The following is an 18,270-nucleotide window of genomic DNA, read 5'->3' as shown; positions in this document are numbered from 1 at the left end:
TCAATCGACCTGCGTCACGCGCAGCACTTCGTCGACGCTGGTCTCGCCGCGCCACGCCTTGCCCATGCCGCATTGATACATCGTCGTCATGCCGGCCTCGCGCGCGGCCGCGGTCATCGTCGCCTCGGGCGCGGCCTCGCAGACGAGCCTCCGCATGGGCTCGGCCATGACCAGCATTTCGGCGATCGTCGAGCGTCCCGCATAGCCCGTGTGCCGGCAGGACGGACAGCCGACCGGCGCGCCGAGACGCTCCGGCGCATGCGAGAAGGCTTCGCCGGCCAGCCGGCTGCGCCATTGCGCGCGCTCGGGCAGCGGGCGGCTGCAAGCGGGGCACAGGCGCCGCACCAGACGCTGCGCCATGATCGCCTTGACCGTCGAGGCGATGAGATAGGGCTCGACGCCCATGTCGATGAGGCGGGTGATCGAGCCCACAGCGCTGTTGGTGTGCAGCGTCGAGAAGACGAGATGACCGGTCAATGACGCTTGTATGGCGATCTTCGCCGTCTCGGCGTCGCGAATTTCGCCGATCATGATGATGTCCGGGTCCTGGCGCAGCATGGCGCGCAGGCTCGACGGAAAATCCAGGCCGATCGCCGGCTGCACCTGCACCTGATTGACGCCGGCGAGCTGATATTCGATCGGGTCCTCGACGGTGAACACTTTCACGTCCGGATTGGCGAGCTCCTTCAGCGCGGTATACAGCGTCGTCGTCTTGCCGCTGCCGGTCGGCCCGGTGACGAGCACGATGCCATTGGGGCTGCGCATCACCTTGCGCAGCGAGGCGATGACGTCCGGCTCGAAGCCGAGCGCGTCGAAATCGAGCGCCACCTGGCTGCGGTCGAGAATGCGCAGCACGATGCTCTCGCCATGCGCCGTCGGAATGGTCGAGACGCGAAAGTCGATATCGACGCCGCGCACGGCGAGCTTTATGCGCCCGTCCTGAGGCAGCCGCCGCTCGGCGATGTCGAGCCGCGCCATGATTTTTATGCGCGAGGTGATGGCGGCTTTGAGCCCCGGCGGCAGCGTGTCGACGGTGCGTAGCGCGCCGTCGATGCGATAGCGCACCTGCACCGCGTCGAGTCCCGGCTCGATATGAATGTCGGAGGCGCGCGCCTCGATCGCGCCGCCGACGATCTGATTGACGCGCCGAATGACCGGCGCCTCATTGGCGATGTCGCGCAGACGCTGCAGATCGAAATCGCTGGCGTCCTCCGCGCGTATGTCCGCCTCGACGAGGGTGGAGCCGTCGGAGCGATCGCCATAGAGGCCGGCCCAGGCCTTCTCGAACAGCGCCGGCGTCGCGATGCGCAATTCGAGCGTGAGGCCCGTGGAATAGGCGAGCGCCTCCATCGGGCCATTCTCCAGCGGATCGGTCACCGCGAGGGTGAGCCGCTCGCCAGTCGCGGCGAGCGGGAGGATGCCGTTGGCGCGGATGAATTTTTTCGGGATTTTCGCCTCGAGCACCGGCTCGCCCGGCGTCTCCTCCGCGGACATCACGGGAATGCGCAGGAATGCGCCGAGATGAATGCAGAGATCGTTTTCCGAGACGAGGCCGAGCTTCGTCAACACATGGTCGAAGCGCTCGCCGCTCTGGCGCGCGGCCCGTTGCGAGCGTTGCAGAGCCAATTCGTCGACGACTTTCTCACGCAGCAGATAGGCGCCGAACTCCTCCAGCAGCGCGCCGCCCTGAGCGTTCGGCCGGTGTGGCGCCCCCCGCGAATATACGCCGTCGATCATTGCGACAACTCGCTCGAAAAATTTGGACGTCCCGGCCGCTCTCTCGCCGGGCGCCAGGGGACTGGACAGGGCTCTGGCGCTATGCGGGATCGGATGGTAGCCTCGCCGCGTTTCAGGCGCAATCGCGCCGAGCATCGAACGAGTGTGCGTAAATGTCGTCGGAGTCGGTCCGGCCGGGACGCCGCCTCCGCAGGAGGGCCCGGCGCGCATCTCTTATCGCATGTCTTTGCGCGGCGATCATGCCGGCGGCCATCGAGGCTGCGCGCGCGGAGACGGGAACGTCATATTTATTCGCTACGGTCGACGCTTGCGCCGCTTCCGGGCGCTTCTCGCGACGAAGTTGCGAGACGGCTTTCGCCAATTCTGTCGTCGAATTGCGCGAGCGCATTCAAAATTTCGCGACGCGCTCGAAATGTCAGGCGAAATATCGTCTCTGCGAGAAAGACGCCGGCGCCGAGGAGGCGTATCGGCCGACATTGCTCGGCGTCGAGATCATGACTGGCGGCCGCGAGCCGTCGGTCATGCCGATTCTCGCCGTCGAGACGCCGCCTCGCGCTTTCGCGGCGCAGCCGATCTCGCGATCGATCGAGCCCACGCATCGCTTAGCCGCGGGCTTCGCGCCGATCCTGCCCGTAGGGCGCTTTCATGTGAAGGCGAAGAGCGCCGAGGACAGCCCCGAGAGCGTCACGGACGACGAGATTGTCGACGTCGACGCGCCGACGCTTCGCGACGAGGGAGAGCCGGCGACGCGCGAATCGACAGCGGCGCGGCGTCAACGCCTGCGCGCGGCGCCCTTCGTCCAATGATTTTGTCATCATGCGGATTTTGTCATCATGCGAGGAGAGCGCCGCTAGGGGAGGAGAACGCCTCCCGGGATTGGCGGCTAGAGCGCGTCTGTGTTAGAGACGATTCTGTATATCTTTACTTCACTTGAAAACGAGAAGTTTGGGGAGGAACTATGAAAATCACAGAGAAACTGACGCTCGCGGGCGCTTTGATCGCGCTGTCGTCGACGACCGCTCTGGCCCATGACCGTCATAATTCTTGCACGAATCTACCGTCCTGGTCGCAGTTGCGTTCGGCGCTGGCCGGCGCGCGCGGCGTCGCCGGCAACAACGGCCTCGGCTTGCATATGTGGGGGACGATCATCGCCAATGACGGAACGGTCTGCGCCGTCGCCTTCACCGGCGCCGACTATCGGAGCCAATGGCTCGCGAGCCGCGTCATCTCGGCGCAGAAGGCCAACACCGCCAATGGGCTGAGCCTCGGCAAAGGCGTGACGCCGAGCAACAGCGCCGTGGGAACCGCCGGCCTCGCGCTCTCGACCGCCAATCTCTATTCGGCGGTGCAGCCGGGCGGCAGCCTGTTTGGCCTGCAGTTCAGCAATCCGGTCGATCCGGACGCCGCTTACGAGCAGAAGAACGGCCGCCCGGCCGATCCGGGGACCTTCGGCCAGCAGAACGATCCGATGGTCGGCGATGCGATCGGCGGCGTCAACGTGTTCGGCGGCGGCCTCGCGCTCTATGGGCCGAACGGCGTCAAGGTCGGCGCGATCGGCGTGAGCGGCGACACCTCCTGCACGGACCATATGGTCGCGTGGAGAGCGCGCCACAGCCTCAATCTGGATTATCTGACGGGCGTCGGCGGCGTGAGCGACGATGCGACCAAGCCCGACAATATCGTTTTCGATATTGTCGGCGGCGTCAGCGCCCACGGCTGGGGTCATCCCAATTGCGTCGGCGTGGGCAATGGCACGCCGGTTCTCACCACTCTGCCCGCGGTTCAATGAACGCCGGCTGACGCGTTGCGACGGGGAGCGCGACGCCGCTCCCCGTTTCGTGTGGATATGTCATTCGCGTCGGAGTCTCGATGTCGTCCTCATCGTCCATCTGGCGCAAGGAAATTTTCGAGGGCTCGCTGGCGAGCGCCGCGAGACGCGCATGGAATTGGCATCGCGCGGAGTTTTTCGCGCTCTTTCCGCCATCCACGCTCGCTTTTCTGCTCGACCGCGGCGAACGCCGCCTGCTGCTGCGCGTCGGGCCGAGCCGCGAGCCGCTACAATTGCTCGCCGCGGATGGGCAGGAGCTGGCCGAGCCGGTCTCGGCGGAAGAGATTTCGGCCACGTCGGTCGATGAGGCGCTGGAGCGCCGAGGCGCGACGCGCGCGGCGACGAAGATCGTCGTGGAAGTTCCACGCGAGGCGTTTTTCGTTCGGCGTTTCGACGCGCCGCTCGCCGCGCAGCCCGATCTGCCGCGCCTTCTCGCGGCGGAGGTCGAGCGCAAGACGCCCTTCCTGCTCGCCGACATATTGCATGGCCATATCGCCGAGCCGCATCCGCAAGCGCCGGGCAAGCTCGCCGTCGAGCAATGGATTTTGCGCCGCGATCTGCTGCCGGCTCTGCTCGACGGCTCCGGCCTGTCCGTCGACGATCTCGACATCGTGCAGCCGGCGCCGGAGGGCGCGACTCTCGTTCCCTCTCTCGCCGTCGGCCGCGCTGTCGAGGCGCCGCATTGGGAGCGCAGGGCCGCGCTGATCCTCGCGCTCGTCGCGATCGCATTGCTCGTCATCGGCGTCGCCGTCACGGTTTGGCGACAGGAACGTGACGCTTCCGCGCTGGACGCCGAAATCGTCGACGTGTCGCGCCGCGCCGCCGATGCGCGCAAAATCGCCGAGCAGGCCGCCTCCGAGAGCCGCCTGCTCGCCACGCTTCGCGAAGAGCGTGCGAAATATCCGGCCTTCGCCGACCTTTGGGAGGAAGTCTCGCGGCTCTTGCCCGATGGCGTGTTCGTCTCGGACATGCGCCTCGTCGAAGCGCGCGAGGGCGAGCGCTCCATCGAGATCGTCGGCCTCGCCGATTCCGCGGCGAGCCTCCCCGCGCTGATCGATCGTTCGCCGCTGTTCGCCGAGGCGAAGCTGACGGCGCCGATAACGCCCGATCCGATCGAGAAGCGCGAGAGCTTTTCGCTGCAGGCGAAAGTGAGATGCAACCCATGAGCCGGAAGGGCCCACGCCGCTGATCCCGACATCCCTCTCGCATTCGCAATGGTCGCGGCGCGCGCTGCTCTTGGGCGTCGACGCCGCTGCGGCGCTCTTGCTGTTCTTCGTCGTCGTCGCGCCTCTGCGCGCGTTTCTCGGCGAGCGCGCCGAGGCGATCGTCGACCGGCGCGCGACGCTCGCGCGCTATGAAGCCGTGGCCATGCAGGAGAAGGCGGTGCGGCTCTATGCGCAGCAGGTGGCCGAGAGCAATGCGCAGGGCGAATTGCTCTCCGGCGCGTCGGAAGGCGTCGTCAACGCCAATCTTCAAGCGCTGCTGAAGGCCGCCGCCGATCGAGCCGGCGCGACGGTGAACTCGATTCGCATGCTGCCCGCCAAGACGGTGAATGGCGCGTCTCTGGTGGGCGCGAGGCTCGATGTGAGCGGCTCGATCGAGGCGCTGCATGCGCTGCTCCGCTCGCTCGAGAGCGAGACGCCTTTGCTGCTCGTGCTGACGGCGTCGTTGCGCCGTCAAATGCCGGTCTGGGGCGCGCAGGCCGCGAGCGATGGAATCCTCGCGGCGCAATTCGACGTCTTCGGCGGCGCGTCGCCCAAGGAGCGCTCATGACGAGAGCGCGGACGATTCGGGCGCTGGCGACGCGGGCGCTCGCCGAACGTTTTCGCGCTGTGGCGCGCGAGCTGCGGCTGTCGCCGCTCGCCGTCATGCTGCTCGCGCTGCTGGCGGCGCTGGACGTCGCCGCCTTCGCTTTCGCGCTATTGTCGGTGATCGGGCCCGATGACGCGCCGTCGCCGACGAAATCGGATTGGCGTCCGCCGAGCGTGCTGGCGTCGGCCTCCGGCCGCACGGCGCTCGCGCGCGACGACGCGCAGACATTGTCGCGCCCCATCTTCTGGAAATCGCGACGTCCGCGCCCGATCGCCGCCAAGGCCGATCGCGGCGATGGTTTTGCGAGAATCCCTTCGGCGCCTGCCGGCCTGTCGCTCGAGGCGATCGTCAGATCCGGCGCATCGGTGCGCGCTTTCGTCATTTCGGGCGAGGATCCGGAAGGCCGCTGGCTCACGCTCGGTGAAGCCGTGCAGGGCTGGACGATCGCGGAGGTCGGAGAATTGGAGTTGAAGCTCGTCAATGGCGCGCAATCGGCGCGCCTGCAACTTTATCCGGAGCAATAGAAATTCGTGGCGCGCGTCGTTTTCTGCGCTGTGTTTCGCAATGAGGCGAGTGGCGTAGGACCGACAATCATGTTAGGTGGCGTGAGCTTATCTATTGGACTGCATTCCAGAGGCGAATGTGCGGTTGCGCTTCTTACATTCGAGTCTCTTCGCCCTGGTGGCGGTCGCGGCCTCTGGTTGCCAGAGCACGAGCGATCCTCCGGTCGCCGAATGGAGTCGTGAGGCGCTCGCCGACGGCGCCGACGCCCCGGGCCGTGGCGCGGCGAATCGCGTCTCCGCCGCGCGTGGGCGGGGCGGCGCAGAGTCGATCGTCGGCAGCGGACGTTTCATCGGCGACGCCGTGGCGCGGCGGAAAGACGATGCGCGGGACGAGAAAGACGGCGTAACACTCAATCTCGCCAATCTGCCCATCGCTCAAGCGGCGAAAATCGTGCTCGGCGATATCGTCGGGGTCGATTATGTCGTCGATCCGCGAATCGACGGCAAGGTGACCGTGCATACGGCGCGGCCCGTCAAAAAATCCGTTGCGATCGAATTGTTCCAATCCGCTTTGCGGGTCTCCGGCGCCGCTGTCGTCGAGAATGACGGCGTCTATAAGATCGTGCCGCTCGATCAGGCGGCGGCCGGCGCCGCCCTCTCCGTCGCGCCGCAGCCGCTCGACGCCGAGCGTCTGGGCAGCGGCGCGCGCGTGGTGCGCTTGCGCTATGTTTCGGCGTCGGAGCTCAAGCGCGTTCTCGAGCCGATCACGCGTCAAGGCGCCGTCGTGCGCGCCGACGATCAGCGCCGCACGCTGACATTGACAGGCAGCGCGCAGGAGATCGTCGCGCTCGAGGATGCGATCGCTCTCTTCGACGTCGACACGATGCGCGGCATGTCCTTCGCGGTCGTGCCGGTGACGAGCGCCGATCCAGATGCGCTCGCCGAGGATTTGCGCAAGGTCTTCGGCTCCGAGCGCGAGGGGCCGATGAACGGCATGATTCAGTTCGTCGGCAATAAGCATTTGTCGGCGATTCTGGCGATCACCCCGCAGCCCGGCTATCTCGCGCGGGCGCGCGCCTGGATCGAGCGTCTCGATGCGCGGGCGCAGGGCGTTCAGAAGCAGTTCTTCAGCTATCGCGTGCAGAATCGGCCGGCCAAGGAGCTGGTGCAGGTCGTCGGCTCCATGTTCGGGCGCGACGCCGGCGTCTCCAAGAGCAATGACGTCTCGCCGCGTTTCGGATCGTCGGCGCTCTCCACTTCCGGCGGACTGTCGACGAGCTCCAGCGGCTCGTCCGCCTTCGGCTCTTCGGGGCTCGGCTCGTCGAGCGCAGGCTCGTCGTCCGGACAACTCGGCGCGATCTCGCCGCTGGGCTCCGGCGGCGGCGGCGGCGCTTTCGGCGGATCGTCGATCGGCGGCGGAGCGGGCTCCGGATCGGGCGCGGCGAATGGCGCATCGAGCGCGAATAGCGCGCAGGATCAGACGTCCGCGGGCTCGTCGCTCGGCGAGGACAGCCGTTTCAAGATCGCGGTCGACGAGGCCAAGAACGCCATTGTGGTGATGGCGACGCCGGAGGACTACAAGCGTCTGCTGCGCGTCATCGAGAAGCTCGACGTTCTGCCGAATCAAGTGTTCATCGAGGCGACGATCGCCGAGGTCTCGCTCAACGACGATCTGCATTTCGGCGTGCGCTGGTTCCTGCAGAAGAACTCCTCGATGAGCGGCTTCTCCAACGGCGACGCCGGCACGCCGGCGGCCAATGACGCGCTCGGCAATAATCTGCTCGGTGCGGCGGTCGGCGCGGCGTTTCCGGGATTCGCCTACGCTTTTCGCGCCGCCAGCGCGCAAGTCACGCTCAACGCGCTCAACCAGATCACCAAGGTCAACATCATCTCGACGCCTTCGCTCACCGTGCTCGACAATCGTCAGGCGGTTCTCCAGGTCGGCGATCAGGTGCCGGTCACCACGCTCTCGGGCGCGACGGCGCAGGGCGGCGTCACCACATTCAACTCCGTCAATTATCGCGACACCGGCGTCATTCTCGCCATCACGCCGCATATCAACGAGAGCGGCCGCGTGATGCTGGAGCTGGAACAGGAGGTCTCCAATGTCGCGCCGGGAACGAGCACGACCTCGACGACGCCGACGATCCAGCAGCGGCGCGTCAAGACGCAGGTCGTCGTCAACGACGCCGAGTCGCTGATGCTCGGCGGCCTCATTCAGGATTCGCGCACGCGCGGCTCCAGCCAGGTGCCGGTGCTCGGCGACGTGCCGTTCTTCGGCAACGCCTTCAAGGACAAGACCGACTCCGCCGGCAAGACCGAGCTGCTCATCATGATCACGCCGCATGTCGTGCGCACGCTCGGCGAAGCGCGCGACATCACCGACGAATATAAGCGAAAGCTGCTGCACATTTCGACGCGCGCGAAGGTGCGCCCCCATAATATCGAAGGAACGGCGCGGCGCGTGCTGCTCGACGAATAGAGCCTTTCCAACGCCGGTTCCGCGTTGGAAGGCTCGTCAGCAGGGCGGCGATGCGGCGCCGGCGTCGAGCAGGCTGTCGCGGTTGCGCGCCGGCGCTCGTCGCGTTTCGAGGATGGTGAACGGAAGGCGCTCGTTCGGCCGCAGAGCGACGATCGTTTCCTCGACGGAGATCGCTCCAGCGGAAAGAGCGGCCTCCACATGAATCGCAAACGTCCCGCCGCCGGCGCCGTTCTGACGATATTCCGGGGGAAACCGCGGATCGCGGCGATCGAGGCCGTTCGGAAATGGGCTCGTGACGAGCGCGAGAACGTCGGCCGTCGGATAGCGCGCGAGCGCGGCGAAGAGCGCCGGCGGCGCCGATCGCGCATCGACGCCGACGCTGTGCGAATGGACGGTGACGACGGGCAGCAGCGCGTGCAGCAGCTGCGGGTTCATTCCGTCGACCTGATCGAGCTCGAATGCAGTTTCGAACGGCGCATGCTTGGTCGCGAAGGGCCGGTCCGACGACGGCGGCGGTGCGGAAAGACGCGCGAATTCGGAGGCCTGCGTTTCACGAAAGCCGATGATCGCGCGCGCGAGGCCGCCGGGGTCGCCGGCGCCCAAGCCGCGAAGCGCAGACTCGATCAGCGCGGCCGACGCCGCATTGAGATCGAGCTTGCCGCTCTCGTCCTCGATCGAGATGGCCACCGCCGCGCCGGCGAGCGTGCAGAAGCGCGGCGCTCCGTCGTGGACGACGGCCTCCATCTGCAAGGGATTGGCCGGCTTTTGCTCGGCGAGCAATCCGAGGATCGCCAGATTGACGGCGCCGTCCGCGATGAGCCGCGTCTTTATCGCCGCGGAGTTGTCAGCGGCGCCGCGCAGGCGCAGGCGCGCCGTCGCCATGAAGGAGGTCATCAGCAAAATGATGACGCCGAGGCCCCAGATCACGATGAGGAGCGCGAAGCCTTTTCTTTCGTCGATCTTTCGTCGGCCGCCGGACATGCGAGACAGAACATCGGACATGGGAAAGAGCGAATCGTCAGCGCGCCGCCGTGTCGCGGCTGCGCGTGATCGATCCCGCGCCGCCCTCGCGTCCCTCGGGGCCGAGCGAGCCTATGTCGAAGGGGCCGTTCTGGCCGGGCGCGCGATAGAGATAATCATGTCCCCAAGGGTCTTTCGGAACATTGGCGGATTTCAGATAGGGGCCGTTCCAGACCGTCGCGCCGGCGGGCCGGCGGGCGAGCGCCGAGAGTCCTTCCTCGGTCGAGGGATAGCGGCCGACGTCGAGATAGAACAGATCGAGCGCGCTCGAAATATTCTCCATCTGAATCTGCGTGGTCTTGACCTTCGACTCGGAAAGATAATTCAGCACGCGCGGACCGACGAGGCCGACGATCGATCCGATGATCGCCAGCACGACCAGCATTTCGACCAGCGTATAGCCGGCGCGCGCGGAACGCGCCGCGCGGCGAAGCGGGCGAGGCGAATGGATCGAGGCTTTGAGCGGAAATGAGGATCGCATCGGACCGGGTTTCTCGGGGCTGTGCGTTTCACGCGCGGTGAGACGTCGCCAGACTAGGCAGAGCAGGGCGACGAGTCCAGTCGCGGGGAGCCTTTCGCATCGGAGGATTTTGCGCCTCGCGTCATCGGGTCGACATGAAAGCATGTCTCGCCCGCAGTGATTTCGCAGCGGCGAGCATGACGATGCGGCGATGCTTTCCGAATCATCGCGGGGCCCGGAGCCCGGTTCGACGAGCCGATGATTTTCGAGCGTCGACGCCGGTCCTGCGGAAGTCGTTCACACGAGCGCGGGCCGTCGCGCATTCGCGCGGCGCGCTTGACACGTCTTCGTCCATGGCGGTCAACTCGCCTCATGCGCAGACGAATCGCTCGACGTCACTCGGCCGCGAGGCCATGCTCCTTCGGCCGTTCATGAAAGTCGTCGGCCTGTTCGCCGGGATCGGCGGGCTCGAGCTCGGGCTCGCCCGCGCGGGACATGACTGCCTCCTGTTTTCCGAAAATTGGCCGCTCGCCGCGCGCGTGCTCGCCGCGCGATTTCCCGACACGCCCAATGCCGGCGACGTCGCGTCGCTGCGCGCGCTGCCGGGCGAGACGGAGCTCGTCGCCGCCGGCTTCCCTTGTCAGGATTTGAGCCAGGCCGGCCGCACGCAGGGCATAGGCGGGCGCAAATCCTCGCTCGTCGAGCATGTGTTCCGGCTGCTCGACGAGACGCGCGCGCCCCATGCTCTGCTCGAGAATGTGTCCTTCATGCTGAGCCTCGATCGCGGGCGGGCCATGGCGCGGCTCGTTTCGGCCTTCGAGGAGCGCGGCTATCGCTGGGCCTATCGGGTCGTCAACACTTTGGCGTTCCTGCCGCAGCGGCGCGAGCGCGTGCTGTTTCTGGCCTCGCGCGCCGCCGACCCCGCCGACAGCCTGCTGGTCGACGAGGCGGCCCCGCGCCCGCGCGCGACGGCGCTGGGGACGCACGCCCATGGCTTCTATTGGACGGAGGGGGTGCGCGGGCTCGGCTGGGCGCCCGATTGCGTGCCGACGTTGAAAAACGGCTCGACGCTCGGCATCGCCTCGCCGCCGGCGATTCTGCTGCCGGGCGGAGGCGTGGTGACGCCGGATATTCGCGACGCCGAGCGGCTGCAGGGCTTTCCGCCGGATTGGACCGCGCCGGCAGAGGCGCTGGGGCGGGCCAATTGGCGCTGGTCGCTGATCGGCAACGCCGTGAGCGCGCCCGTGGCCGAATGGATCGGCGGCCGGCTCGAGGCGCCCGGCCGCTATGACCCGGCTCGCGACGGCGCGGCGCTGGAGGAGGGGGCCCGCTGGCCCCGCGCCGCGCGCTGTGACGGAGACCGGCGCTTCGGCGTCGAGATTTCCGCCTTTCCGGTCTGGCGGGAGCGTGAGCCGCTGCATCTTTTCCTCGACCATCCGGGCAAGCCGCTCTCCGAGCGCGCCGCCGCCGGCTTCCTCACCCGCACGGAGCGGGCGAAGCTGCGATTCGAGCCCGGCTTCCGGGAGGCGGTCGCCGCTCATCTCGAGTCGATGCGCGCCGTCCCGAGGCTCGCCGCCGCCTCGAGGCTGGCCGTCCGATGAAGACGCCGCCGGCCAGCGATCCGGCGCGTTCGGCGCTGATGAAAAGAGTGCGCCAGACCCGCACCGGCGCGGAGGAGGCCGTCGCTTTGGCGCTGAGGCGCGCCGGGCTGCATTATCGACGCAATGTCAAAGGTTTGCCCGGCGCGCCGGATTTCGCCAATCGGAGCCGCCAATGGGCGCTCTTCGTCAATGGCTGCTTCTGGCATCACCACAAGACCTGCCCGCGCGGCACGATCCCGAAGCAGAACCGGGCCTTCTGGCAAGAAAAATTCGCGGCCAATCGCATCCGCGACGCGCGCAAGGCCAAGGCTTTGAGAGCACAGGGCTTTCACGTCGCCATCGTGTGGGAGTGCGAGGCGCTGGACCCGCTCCGCCTGGAGGCGCGGCTCGGCCGGCTCGCGTGCCGCGGCGGCTTTGGCAGGCCGCGAGAATTGGATTAGGCCAGGAGAATTGGACTGGGCCGAGAGAATTGGACCGGGCGTGGCAAAGGGCGGTTCACGCCGATCGCCCACGCTTCTGGCCATGCGCCCGCCGAATTGCTACAAGCCGCGGAGAGCGGTCTATATTCCGTTCCAGTCCATCGAGGCCGCGTCGGCCCTCGAGACCCACTGCGAGCCCGTCGAGCCATGCGCAGCGCCAAATACGAGCGCGACACGAAAGAGACCCGTATCGCCGTCGCCGTCGACCTCGACGGCGAGGGCAAGTCCGATATTTCGACCGGGATCGGCTTCTTCGACCATATGCTCGACCAGATCGCCCGCCACGCCCCGCTCGATCTCACCGTCGCCGCCAAGGGCGATCTGCACATAGACGGCCACCATACGGTGGAGGATGTCGGCATAGCGCTGGGCAAGGCGGTGGACGAGGCGCTCGGCGACCGCAAGGGCATCGCCCGCTATGGCGACGCTCATGTGCCTCTTGACGAGGCGCTCGCCCGCATCGTCGTCGATGTGTCCGGCCGGCCCTTCCTCGTCTTCGACGTCGCCTTTCCGGCGGCCAAGATCGGCGAGTTCGACACCGAGCTGGTGCGCGAGTTCTTCCAGGCTTTCGCCATGAATGCGCGCATCGGGCTGCATGTCGAGGCGCTGCGCGGCGTCAATTCGCATCATATCGCGGAATGCTGCTTCAAGGGTTTCGCCCGCGCCTTCGGCAAGGCGGTCGCGCCCGACCCACGCCGCGGCGGCGTCATTCCCTCGACCAAAGGCACGCTCACCGGCTGAAAGGGAGGCGGGCCCATGGCCGTCTACACCGTCCATATTCCCCCGGCCGCGCCGGGCGAGGCTCCGTCGCCGGAGCGAATCGTCTTCCTGCGCGACGGCTTCTCGACGCCGGCCTTTCTGCTCGGCCCGCTGTGGCTGCTGTGGCGGCGGGCATGGCTGCCGGCCGTCCTATGGACAGCCGCGCTCGCGCTGATCCTCGGCGGAGGGGCGGCCTTCGCGCTCGACGCCGAGGCGGCCTCGGTCTTGCAGCTGGCGCTCGGCCTGCTGCTCGGTCTCGAGGGGCCGCGGCTCGTCGCCTGGTCGCTCGAGCGCAAGGGCTATACGGAGAGCGCGGTCATGGTCGCGGATAGCATCGACGAGGCCGAGGATGTGTTCTTCGCCAATTGGCGCCCCTCCGGCGTCCTTTCGACCACTGCGGTCCCGCCGCGCGGCGGCCGGGCGGCGCGTCCGGTCATCGGCGGCCTGTTCGAGGAGCCGCGCGCGTGACGACGGCGATCATCGATTATGGATCGGGCAATCTGCACTCCGCCGCCAAGGCCTTCGAGCGCGCGGCGCGGGAGGGCGAGGGGGCGACGATCACCGTCACCAATGATCCGGACGTGGTGCGCCGCGCGGAGCGCATCTGCCTGCCGGGCGTCGGCGCCTTCCGCGACTGCCGCAGCGGCCTCGCGGCGCTCGCCGGGCTGGACGAGGCGCTGCGCGAGGCGGTCATCGAGCGCGGCCGGCCGTTCCTCGGCATCTGCGTCGGCATGCAGCTGATGGCGACGCGCGGCCTCGAGCATGGCGAGGCGGCGGGGCTCGGCTGGATCGCGGGCGATGTCGCCGTCATCGAGCCCGCGGACAAGAACCTGAAAATCCCCCATATGGGCTGGAACACGCTGACGCTCGCCCGTCCGCACGCGCTGTTCGCGAACATTCCCACCGGGGAAAAAGGCCTGCACGCCTATTTCGTGCATTCCTACCAATTCCTGCCGGCTTCGCCCGATCACGTCGTCGCGACGACGGATTACGGCGCGCCGCTGACCGCCGTCGTGGCGCGAGACAATCTCGTCGGCACGCAATTCCATCCCGAGAAGAGCCAGAGGCTCGGCCTCGCTCTCATCGCGAATTTTCTGAGGTGGCGTCCGTGATCCTGTTCCCCGCGATCGATCTCAAAGAGGGTCAATGCGTCCGCCTCGTCGAAGGCGAAATGTCCTCGGCGACAGTGTTCAACGACGATCCGACCGCGCAGGCGCAGGCCTTCGCCGCCCAAGGCTTCGACTATCTGCATGTCGTCGATCTCGACGGCGCCTTCGCCGGCGCGCCGATGAATGCGCTGGCGGTGGAGGGCATTCTCGCCAACATCAAAATTCCGGTGCAGCTCGGCGGCGGCATTCGCGAGATGCGCACCATCTCGCGCTGGCTCGACAAGGGGATTTCGCGCGTCATCATCGGCACGGCCGCGGTGCGCGATCCGGCGCTGGTGCGCGAGGCGGCGCGGCTCTATCCGGGCCGCATCGCGGTCGGCATCGACGCCAAGGACGGTTTCGTCGCGGTCGAGGGCTGGGCGCGCCGCACCCATGTCTCGGCGCAGGATCTTGGCCGCAGCTTCGAGGACGCGGGCGTGTCGGCCATCATCTACACGGATATTTCGCGCGACGGCGTGCTGAAGGGCCTCAACATAGAGGCGACGCTGGCGCTCGCCGATGCGTTGAGTATTCCGGTCATCGCCTCCGGCGGCCTCGCCTCGCTCGCCGACATAGAGCGGCTGCTGCAGCCCGACTGCAAGAAGCTCGCGGGCGCGATCACCGGCCGCGCGCTCTATGACGGGCGGCTCGATCCGGCGGAAGCGCTGGCGCTGATAAGGGCGGCGAGGGGAGGGGCATGAAGCGGCCGGAGGAAGCGTTTCGGAGCTGGACGTCCCGGGCGGGCGTCGTCAAGGTTCGTAACGTGCTCAATCCGCTCCTCTGGACAATCGCGCTCGTCTTCCCGACTAGCGTCGTCGCGGTGTATCTCCTTCGAGACGACGCTATCCTGAAGCTGGTTTTCGCGGCGCTCGGCGGCGCCCCTGTTTTGGTGACGCTGATCACGTACATTATCCTGCTATTCCGCGATCCAGATCGGCTGCAGTCGGAGGAATATCAGCTCCGCCACCACGCCCTGCAGATTCTCTACAGGAAAGACGCGACTGCCGAGATCGTCGACATAGTGAACGAAATGCCGCGCCTCGAAATCGAACGGAAGCAAGGGAAGGACGAGCAATGACACGCAAGCCATATATCCTCGTCTTTTCCGTAGGTTCTGCTCCTGCCGACGCGGATGTTCGGCCTGTCGCGAATGTTCTGGACGAAGGCGACATGGTCTATGCGTTCGATGAAAATGTGACGTTCGTTTCGACCGCTCTCGACATTGCGGCGCTCACGGAAAGATTGCGCTCGGGTCCTATTGGCGATGAGCAGTTTTTCTTGGCCGATCTCAGCGGCTCGGATCGCGCAGGCTATATGGCTCCTAAATTCTGGAGCTTTTTGCGCTCGACCGAAACGCTCACCTCGGCCGCCTGATGCTCAAATCCCGCGTCATCCCCTGCCTCGACGTCAAAGAGGGCCGCGTCGTCAAAGGCGTCAATTTCGTCGATCTGCGCGACGCCGGCGATCCGGTCGAATGCGCCATCGCCTATGACGCCGCCGGCGCCGACGAGCTCTGCTTCCTCGATATCACCGCCAGCCACGAGAATCGCGGCATCATGCTGGACGTCGTGCGGCGCACGGCGGAGGCCTGCTTCATGCCGCTCACTGTCGGCGGCGGCGTGCGCGTCGAGGACGACATTCGCAATCTCCTGCTCGCCGGCGCCGACAAGGCCTCGATCAATTCGGCCGCCGTCGCCGATCGCCAATTCGTGCGCGAGGCGGCCGAGAAATTCGGCTCGCAATGCATCGTCGTCGCCATAGACGCCAAGCGCGTCGGCGATCACTGGGAAATCTTCACCCACGGCGGCCGCCGCCCGACGGGCATAGACGCCGTGGACTACGCCAAGGAGGTCACGAGCCTCGGCGCGGGCGAAATTCTGCTCACCTCCATGGACCGCGACGGCGCCAAAATCGGCTTCGACATAGCGTTGACCCGCGCCGTGGCCGACGCTGTCGACGTGCCGGTCATCGCCTCTGGCGGAGTCGGAACGCTGGATCATCTGGTGGAGGGCGTGCGCGAAGGCCATGCTTCCGCCGTTCTCGCGGCGTCTATTTTCCACTTCGGCGAGTTCTCGATCCCGCAGGCGAAGCGATATATGGCGAAAGCGGGCATACCGATGCGTCTCGACGGCCTGGAGCCTTCATGAGCGATTTCACCCTCGCCGATCTCGCGCAGATCATCGCATCGAAGCGGGGCGCAGACGCCGCGCAATCCTACACCAAGAGCCTGTTCGAGGCCGGCACGCCCCGCATCGCCAAGAAATTCGGCGAGGAGGCCGTGGAGACCGTCATCGCCGCAATGGAAGGCGACAAGCGCAATCTGACCAGCGAAGCCGCCGACACGCTCTATCATCTGCTCGTGCTGCTCGCCGCCGGCGGCGTCGCGCTCGAGGAGGTGCTCGCCGAGCTGGAGACTCGCACGGTCCAATCCGGCCATGCGGAAAAAGCGTCGCGCGGAGAGCGGAAATGAACGCCGAGGCCAATCTCGGGGGCGTGGTGCTGTCGCCCTATCGGCGCTTCACCCGCGCCGAATGGGCGAGCCTGCGCGCCGACACGCCGCTGACGCTGACGCTCGACGATCTGACGCGGCTCAAATCGCTCGACGATCCGATCTCGCTGGAAGAGGTCATCGAGATTTATCTGCCGCTCTCGCGCCTGCTCGCGCTCTATGTCGCGGCGACGCAGGGGCTGTTCAAGGCGACGCAGCGGTTTCTGGGCGCCGAGGACGGCAAGATGCCCTATATCATCGGCGTCGCCGGCTCCGTCGCCGTGGGCAAATCGACGACGGCGCGCATCCTCAAGGCGCTGTTGTCGCGCTGGCCCAACACGCCGAAGGTCGAGCTCGTCACCACCGACGGCTTTCTCCATCCCAACGCCGTGCTCGAGCGCGACGACCTCATGGACAAGAAGGGTTTTCCGGAGAGCTACGACAATCGCGCGCTGCTGCGCTTTCTCTCCGATGTGAAGGCCGGCCAGCGCAATGTCGCGGCGCCGGTCTATTCGCATCTGACCTATGACGTCGTGCCGGACGAGTTCTTCTATGTCGATCGTCCCGACATTCTGATCGTCGAGGGCGTCAATGTGCTGCTCGCCAGCCGTCCGCGCGAGGACGGACGCGAGATTCCCTTCGTCTCGGATTTCTTCGACTTCTCGGTCTATCTGCACGCCGAGGAGACTGTGCTCGAGCAATGGTATGTGGACCGTTTCCGCCGCCTGCGCGAGACCGCCTTCCGCGATCCGCTGTCCTACTTCAAGAAATACGCCGATCTCGACGATGCGGAGACGATGCGCGTCGCCACCGATATTTGGACGCGCATCAATCTCGAGAATCTGCGCCGCAACATTTCGCCGACGCGCCCACGCGCCAGCCTGGTGCTGACCAAGGGCGCGGATCATCGCATAGAGGAAGTCGCGCTGCGGAAGTTGTGAGGGCGGCGCGACGGGGCGTCCAATTCATTGCAGAGCCGCGCCGCTTCGATTGGCGTGGGCCTCATGTCATTGCGGAGGAGCGATCATGTCGGAGGCGCCGCATTCGGCGGATTACATTCACGACGAGCGCTTCGATTGGTGGAGCCGTGATTTTCTCCTCCTGCTGAAGTCGCGGGCCATAGGCGACGAGATCGTGACGAGCCTCGCCGATTTCGGCGTCGGCGAAGGGCATTGGAGCCTCGGCCTTCTCGACGCCTTCGTCGATCTGCGGGACGTGACGGGCGTCGATCGGGAGCGCAATTGGTGCGAGCGCTCCGCAAAAAAATATGCTGAGCGCGCGCCGCATATCGCCTATCGCGCTGTCGAGGCGGATGTGAGCGAAACCGGCCTGCCCGGGGGCTCGTTCGACATCGTCACCGCGCAGACTTTGTTGATGCACAGCCTTGCGCCGGAAAAAATCGTCGCGGAAATGCGTCGCGTGGCGAAGCGCGGCGGAACGATCGTCTGCGTCGAGCCGGTCAATCATTTGAATTGGGCGCAGACGCTCGAATTGACGAATTTTCTGACGCCCTCTGAACGCGCCGCCTTCTATGGCGTCTGGGTCAGGTTCGTCGAGTTTGTCAAAATCAGCAGAGGCGACCAGGATATCGGTTTGCGGCTGCCGACCCTGCTCGCGCGGGCGGGGCTCGAGAATATTCGCATATGGTCGAATGATCGCGTGCGTCTCGATCCGATCGAGACCTACGACATCGATTTTCTGGAAGAGGAAATGGGCCGCGACTGGGTAAGGGAGGCGTTGGCCGGCGCGGCGATCGGAGACGCCGAAATTGAATTCGTGAGGGCGATCGTCGCGAGAATTCGCGCCGAAAAACCGCGTGAGCTCGACTTCGTGCCGCGCGCGTCGTCGAGTTTCGTTTGTGTCGCGACTGCGCCGTGACCTCGATCGGTGCAGGAACTTTTCCGCGCCGGGCAGAGTTGGTTCGAGCCGCCAGGCGCTCCATCTGGTTAGCGA

21 protein-coding genes are annotated in these 18,270 nt (G+C 66.4%); 18 read left to right on the top strand and 3 right to left on the bottom strand.

Going from position 1 to position 18,270, the window contains the following annotated elements:
* Nucleotides 1-1,737: a GspE/PulE family protein gene (locus tag VIF40_RS11470; protein ID WP_331937648.1), complete on the bottom strand. Its 1,737-nt coding sequence runs from the start codon at nucleotides 1,735-1,737 to the stop codon at nucleotides 1-3.
* A gap of 239 nt (nucleotides 1,738-1,976) precedes the next feature.
* On the opposite strand from VIF40_RS11470, the gene VIF40_RS11465 reads away from it, so the two are divergent.
* From VIF40_RS11465 to gspD, 6 genes are all read left to right on the top strand, one after another.
* A complete protein-coding gene (locus tag VIF40_RS11465; RefSeq protein WP_331937647.1) occupies nucleotides 1,977-2,543 on the top strand; it encodes a DUF1190 domain-containing protein in 567 nt (188 codons plus the stop codon).
* A gap of 152 nt (nucleotides 2,544-2,695) precedes the next feature.
* Entirely contained in the window at nucleotides 2,696-3,526 is an 831-nt protein-coding gene (locus tag VIF40_RS11460; RefSeq protein WP_331937646.1) for a hypothetical protein, read from the top strand.
* An 80-nt stretch (nucleotides 3,527-3,606) separates the two neighbouring features.
* Nucleotides 3,607-4,731 (top strand): PilN domain-containing protein, encoded by a 1,125-nt coding sequence (locus tag VIF40_RS11455; RefSeq protein ID WP_331937645.1) that lies wholly within the window; start codon nucleotides 3,607-3,609, stop codon nucleotides 4,729-4,731.
* A 70-nt stretch (nucleotides 4,732-4,801) separates the two neighbouring features.
* Nucleotides 4,802-5,338, top strand: coding sequence for a type II secretion system protein GspM (gene gspM, locus VIF40_RS11450; RefSeq protein WP_331937644.1), 537 nt, complete (start codon nucleotides 4,802-4,804; stop codon nucleotides 5,336-5,338).
* Nucleotides 5,335-5,901, top strand: coding sequence for a hypothetical protein (locus tag VIF40_RS11445; RefSeq protein WP_331937643.1), 567 nt, complete (start codon nucleotides 5,335-5,337; stop codon nucleotides 5,899-5,901). Before gspM ends, VIF40_RS11445 begins: the two co-directional genes overlap by 4 nt.
* A gap of 118 nt (nucleotides 5,902-6,019) precedes the next feature.
* Nucleotides 6,020-8,362: a type II secretion system secretin GspD gene (gene gspD, locus VIF40_RS11440; RefSeq protein WP_331937698.1), complete on the top strand. Its 2,343-nt coding sequence runs from the start codon at nucleotides 6,020-6,022 to the stop codon at nucleotides 8,360-8,362.
* Nucleotides 8,363-8,398: 36 nt separating this feature from the next.
* On the opposite strand, the gene VIF40_RS11435 is transcribed toward gspD, so the two are convergent.
* Together VIF40_RS11435 and gspG are read right to left on the bottom strand one after the other, a co-directional pair.
* Complete coding sequence (locus VIF40_RS11435; RefSeq protein ID WP_331937642.1) at nucleotides 8,399-9,364, bottom strand: type II secretion system protein GspK; 966 nt, start codon at nucleotides 9,362-9,364, stop codon at nucleotides 8,399-8,401.
* A gap of 16 nt (nucleotides 9,365-9,380) precedes the next feature.
* On the bottom strand, nucleotides 9,381-9,863 hold the full coding sequence (gene gspG / locus VIF40_RS11430) for a type II secretion system major pseudopilin GspG (RefSeq protein ID WP_331937641.1): 483 nt from the start codon (nucleotides 9,861-9,863) through the stop codon (nucleotides 9,381-9,383).
* Nucleotides 9,864-10,255: 392 nt separating this feature from the next.
* Here gspG and VIF40_RS11425 point away from each other — a divergent pair, with 392 nt between their 5' ends.
* The 12 genes from VIF40_RS11425 to VIF40_RS11370 all read left to right on the top strand — a co-directional run bounded on the left by VIF40_RS11425 (nucleotide 10,256) and on the right by VIF40_RS11370 (nucleotide 18,195).
* Entirely contained in the window at nucleotides 10,256-11,443 is a 1,188-nt protein-coding gene (locus VIF40_RS11425; protein WP_331937640.1) for a DNA (cytosine-5-)-methyltransferase, read from the top strand.
* On the top strand, nucleotides 11,440-11,883 hold the full coding sequence (locus tag VIF40_RS11420) for a very short patch repair endonuclease (RefSeq protein ID WP_331937639.1): 444 nt from the start codon (nucleotides 11,440-11,442) through the stop codon (nucleotides 11,881-11,883). The genes VIF40_RS11425 and VIF40_RS11420 overlap by 4 nt, the downstream gene beginning before the upstream one ends.
* A 186-nt stretch (nucleotides 11,884-12,069) precedes the next feature.
* Nucleotides 12,070-12,663, top strand: a complete 594-nt coding sequence (gene hisB / locus VIF40_RS11415) for an imidazoleglycerol-phosphate dehydratase HisB (protein ID WP_331937638.1) — start codon at nucleotides 12,070-12,072, stop codon at nucleotides 12,661-12,663.
* 15 nt (nucleotides 12,664-12,678) lie between these two features.
* On the top strand, nucleotides 12,679-13,149 hold the full coding sequence (locus tag VIF40_RS11410) for a DUF2628 domain-containing protein (protein ID WP_331937637.1): 471 nt from the start codon (nucleotides 12,679-12,681) through the stop codon (nucleotides 13,147-13,149).
* The gene (hisH, locus tag VIF40_RS11405) at nucleotides 13,146-13,793 is read left to right on the top strand and encodes an imidazole glycerol phosphate synthase subunit HisH (RefSeq protein ID WP_331937636.1); all 648 of its coding nucleotides are present in this window, start codon (nucleotides 13,146-13,148) and stop codon (nucleotides 13,791-13,793) included. The genes VIF40_RS11410 and hisH overlap by 4 nt, the downstream gene beginning before the upstream one ends.
* Nucleotides 13,781-14,530, top strand: a complete 750-nt coding sequence (gene hisA / locus VIF40_RS11400; RefSeq protein WP_331937635.1) for a 1-(5-phosphoribosyl)-5-[(5-phosphoribosylamino)methylideneamino]imidazole-4-carboxamide isomerase — start codon at nucleotides 13,781-13,783, stop codon at nucleotides 14,528-14,530. Before hisH ends, hisA begins: the two co-directional genes overlap by 13 nt.
* Nucleotides 14,527-14,907 (top strand): hypothetical protein, encoded by a 381-nt coding sequence (locus VIF40_RS11395; RefSeq protein WP_331937634.1) that lies wholly within the window; start codon nucleotides 14,527-14,529, stop codon nucleotides 14,905-14,907. The genes hisA and VIF40_RS11395 overlap by 4 nt, the downstream gene beginning before the upstream one ends.
* Nucleotides 14,904-15,203, top strand: a complete 300-nt coding sequence (locus tag VIF40_RS11390) for a hypothetical protein (protein WP_331937633.1) — start codon at nucleotides 14,904-14,906, stop codon at nucleotides 15,201-15,203. Before VIF40_RS11395 ends, VIF40_RS11390 begins: the two co-directional genes overlap by 4 nt.
* Entirely contained in the window at nucleotides 15,203-15,976 is a 774-nt protein-coding gene (hisF, locus tag VIF40_RS11385; protein WP_331937632.1) for an imidazole glycerol phosphate synthase subunit HisF, read from the top strand. The genes VIF40_RS11390 and hisF overlap by 1 nt, the downstream gene beginning before the upstream one ends.
* A complete protein-coding gene (locus tag VIF40_RS11380) occupies nucleotides 15,973-16,299 on the top strand; it encodes a phosphoribosyl-ATP diphosphatase (protein ID WP_331937631.1) in 327 nt (108 codons plus the stop codon). The genes hisF and VIF40_RS11380 overlap by 4 nt, the downstream gene beginning before the upstream one ends.
* Nucleotides 16,296-17,258 carry a type I pantothenate kinase gene (gene coaA, locus VIF40_RS11375; RefSeq protein ID WP_331937630.1) on the top strand — a complete coding sequence of 321 codons (963 nt, stop codon included), beginning with the start codon at nucleotides 16,296-16,298 and terminating at the stop codon, nucleotides 17,256-17,258. Before VIF40_RS11380 ends, coaA begins: the two co-directional genes overlap by 4 nt.
* 85 nt (nucleotides 17,259-17,343) lie before the next feature.
* Entirely contained in the window at nucleotides 17,344-18,195 is an 852-nt protein-coding gene (locus tag VIF40_RS11370; RefSeq protein ID WP_331937629.1) for a class I SAM-dependent methyltransferase, read from the top strand.
* The last annotated feature ends 75 nt before the right edge of the window (nucleotides 18,196-18,270 follow it).

The sequence above is a fragment of the Methylosinus sp. genome, from assembly GCF_036560965.1.
In the GTDB taxonomy this organism is placed as follows: Bacteria; Pseudomonadota; Alphaproteobacteria; order Rhizobiales; family Beijerinckiaceae; genus Methylosinus.
Note: the sequence above shows the minus strand (reverse complement) of the source record. Positions and strands in the feature narration are given on the sequence as shown.

Coding starts and splice junctions, on each gene's coding strand:
- VIF40_RS11470 (WP_331937648.1), bottom strand. CDS start 1,737: ATGATCGACGGCGTATATTCGCGGGGGGCGCCACACCGGCCGAACGCT.
- VIF40_RS11445 (WP_331937643.1), top strand. CDS start 5,335: ATGACGAGAGCGCGGACGATTCGGGCGCTGGCGACGCGGGCGCTCGCC.
- VIF40_RS11455 (WP_331937645.1), top strand. CDS start 3,607: ATGTCGTCCTCATCGTCCATCTGGCGCAAGGAAATTTTCGAGGGCTCG.
- VIF40_RS11410 (WP_331937637.1), top strand. CDS start 12,679: ATGGCCGTCTACACCGTCCATATTCCCCCGGCCGCGCCGGGCGAGGCT.
- VIF40_RS11380 (WP_331937631.1), top strand. CDS start 15,973: ATGAGCGATTTCACCCTCGCCGATCTCGCGCAGATCATCGCATCGAAG.
- hisF (WP_331937632.1), top strand. CDS start 15,203: ATGCTCAAATCCCGCGTCATCCCCTGCCTCGACGTCAAAGAGGGCCGC.
- VIF40_RS11395 (WP_331937634.1), top strand. CDS start 14,527: ATGAAGCGGCCGGAGGAAGCGTTTCGGAGCTGGACGTCCCGGGCGGGC.
- VIF40_RS11460 (WP_331937646.1), top strand. CDS start 2,696: ATGAAAATCACAGAGAAACTGACGCTCGCGGGCGCTTTGATCGCGCTG.
- gspG (WP_331937641.1), bottom strand. CDS start 9,863: ATGCGATCCTCATTTCCGCTCAAAGCCTCGATCCATTCGCCTCGCCCG.
- VIF40_RS11435 (WP_331937642.1), bottom strand. CDS start 9,364: ATGTCCGATGTTCTGTCTCGCATGTCCGGCGGCCGACGAAAGATCGAC.
- VIF40_RS11420 (WP_331937639.1), top strand. CDS start 11,440: ATGAAGACGCCGCCGGCCAGCGATCCGGCGCGTTCGGCGCTGATGAAA.
- hisB (WP_331937638.1), top strand. CDS start 12,070: ATGCGCAGCGCCAAATACGAGCGCGACACGAAAGAGACCCGTATCGCC.
- VIF40_RS11390 (WP_331937633.1), top strand. CDS start 14,904: ATGACACGCAAGCCATATATCCTCGTCTTTTCCGTAGGTTCTGCTCCT.
- VIF40_RS11465 (WP_331937647.1), top strand. CDS start 1,977: ATGCCGGCGGCCATCGAGGCTGCGCGCGCGGAGACGGGAACGTCATAT.
- VIF40_RS11425 (WP_331937640.1), top strand. CDS start 10,256: ATGCTCCTTCGGCCGTTCATGAAAGTCGTCGGCCTGTTCGCCGGGATC.
- coaA (WP_331937630.1), top strand. CDS start 16,296: ATGAACGCCGAGGCCAATCTCGGGGGCGTGGTGCTGTCGCCCTATCGG.
- VIF40_RS11370 (WP_331937629.1), top strand. CDS start 17,344: ATGTCGGAGGCGCCGCATTCGGCGGATTACATTCACGACGAGCGCTTC.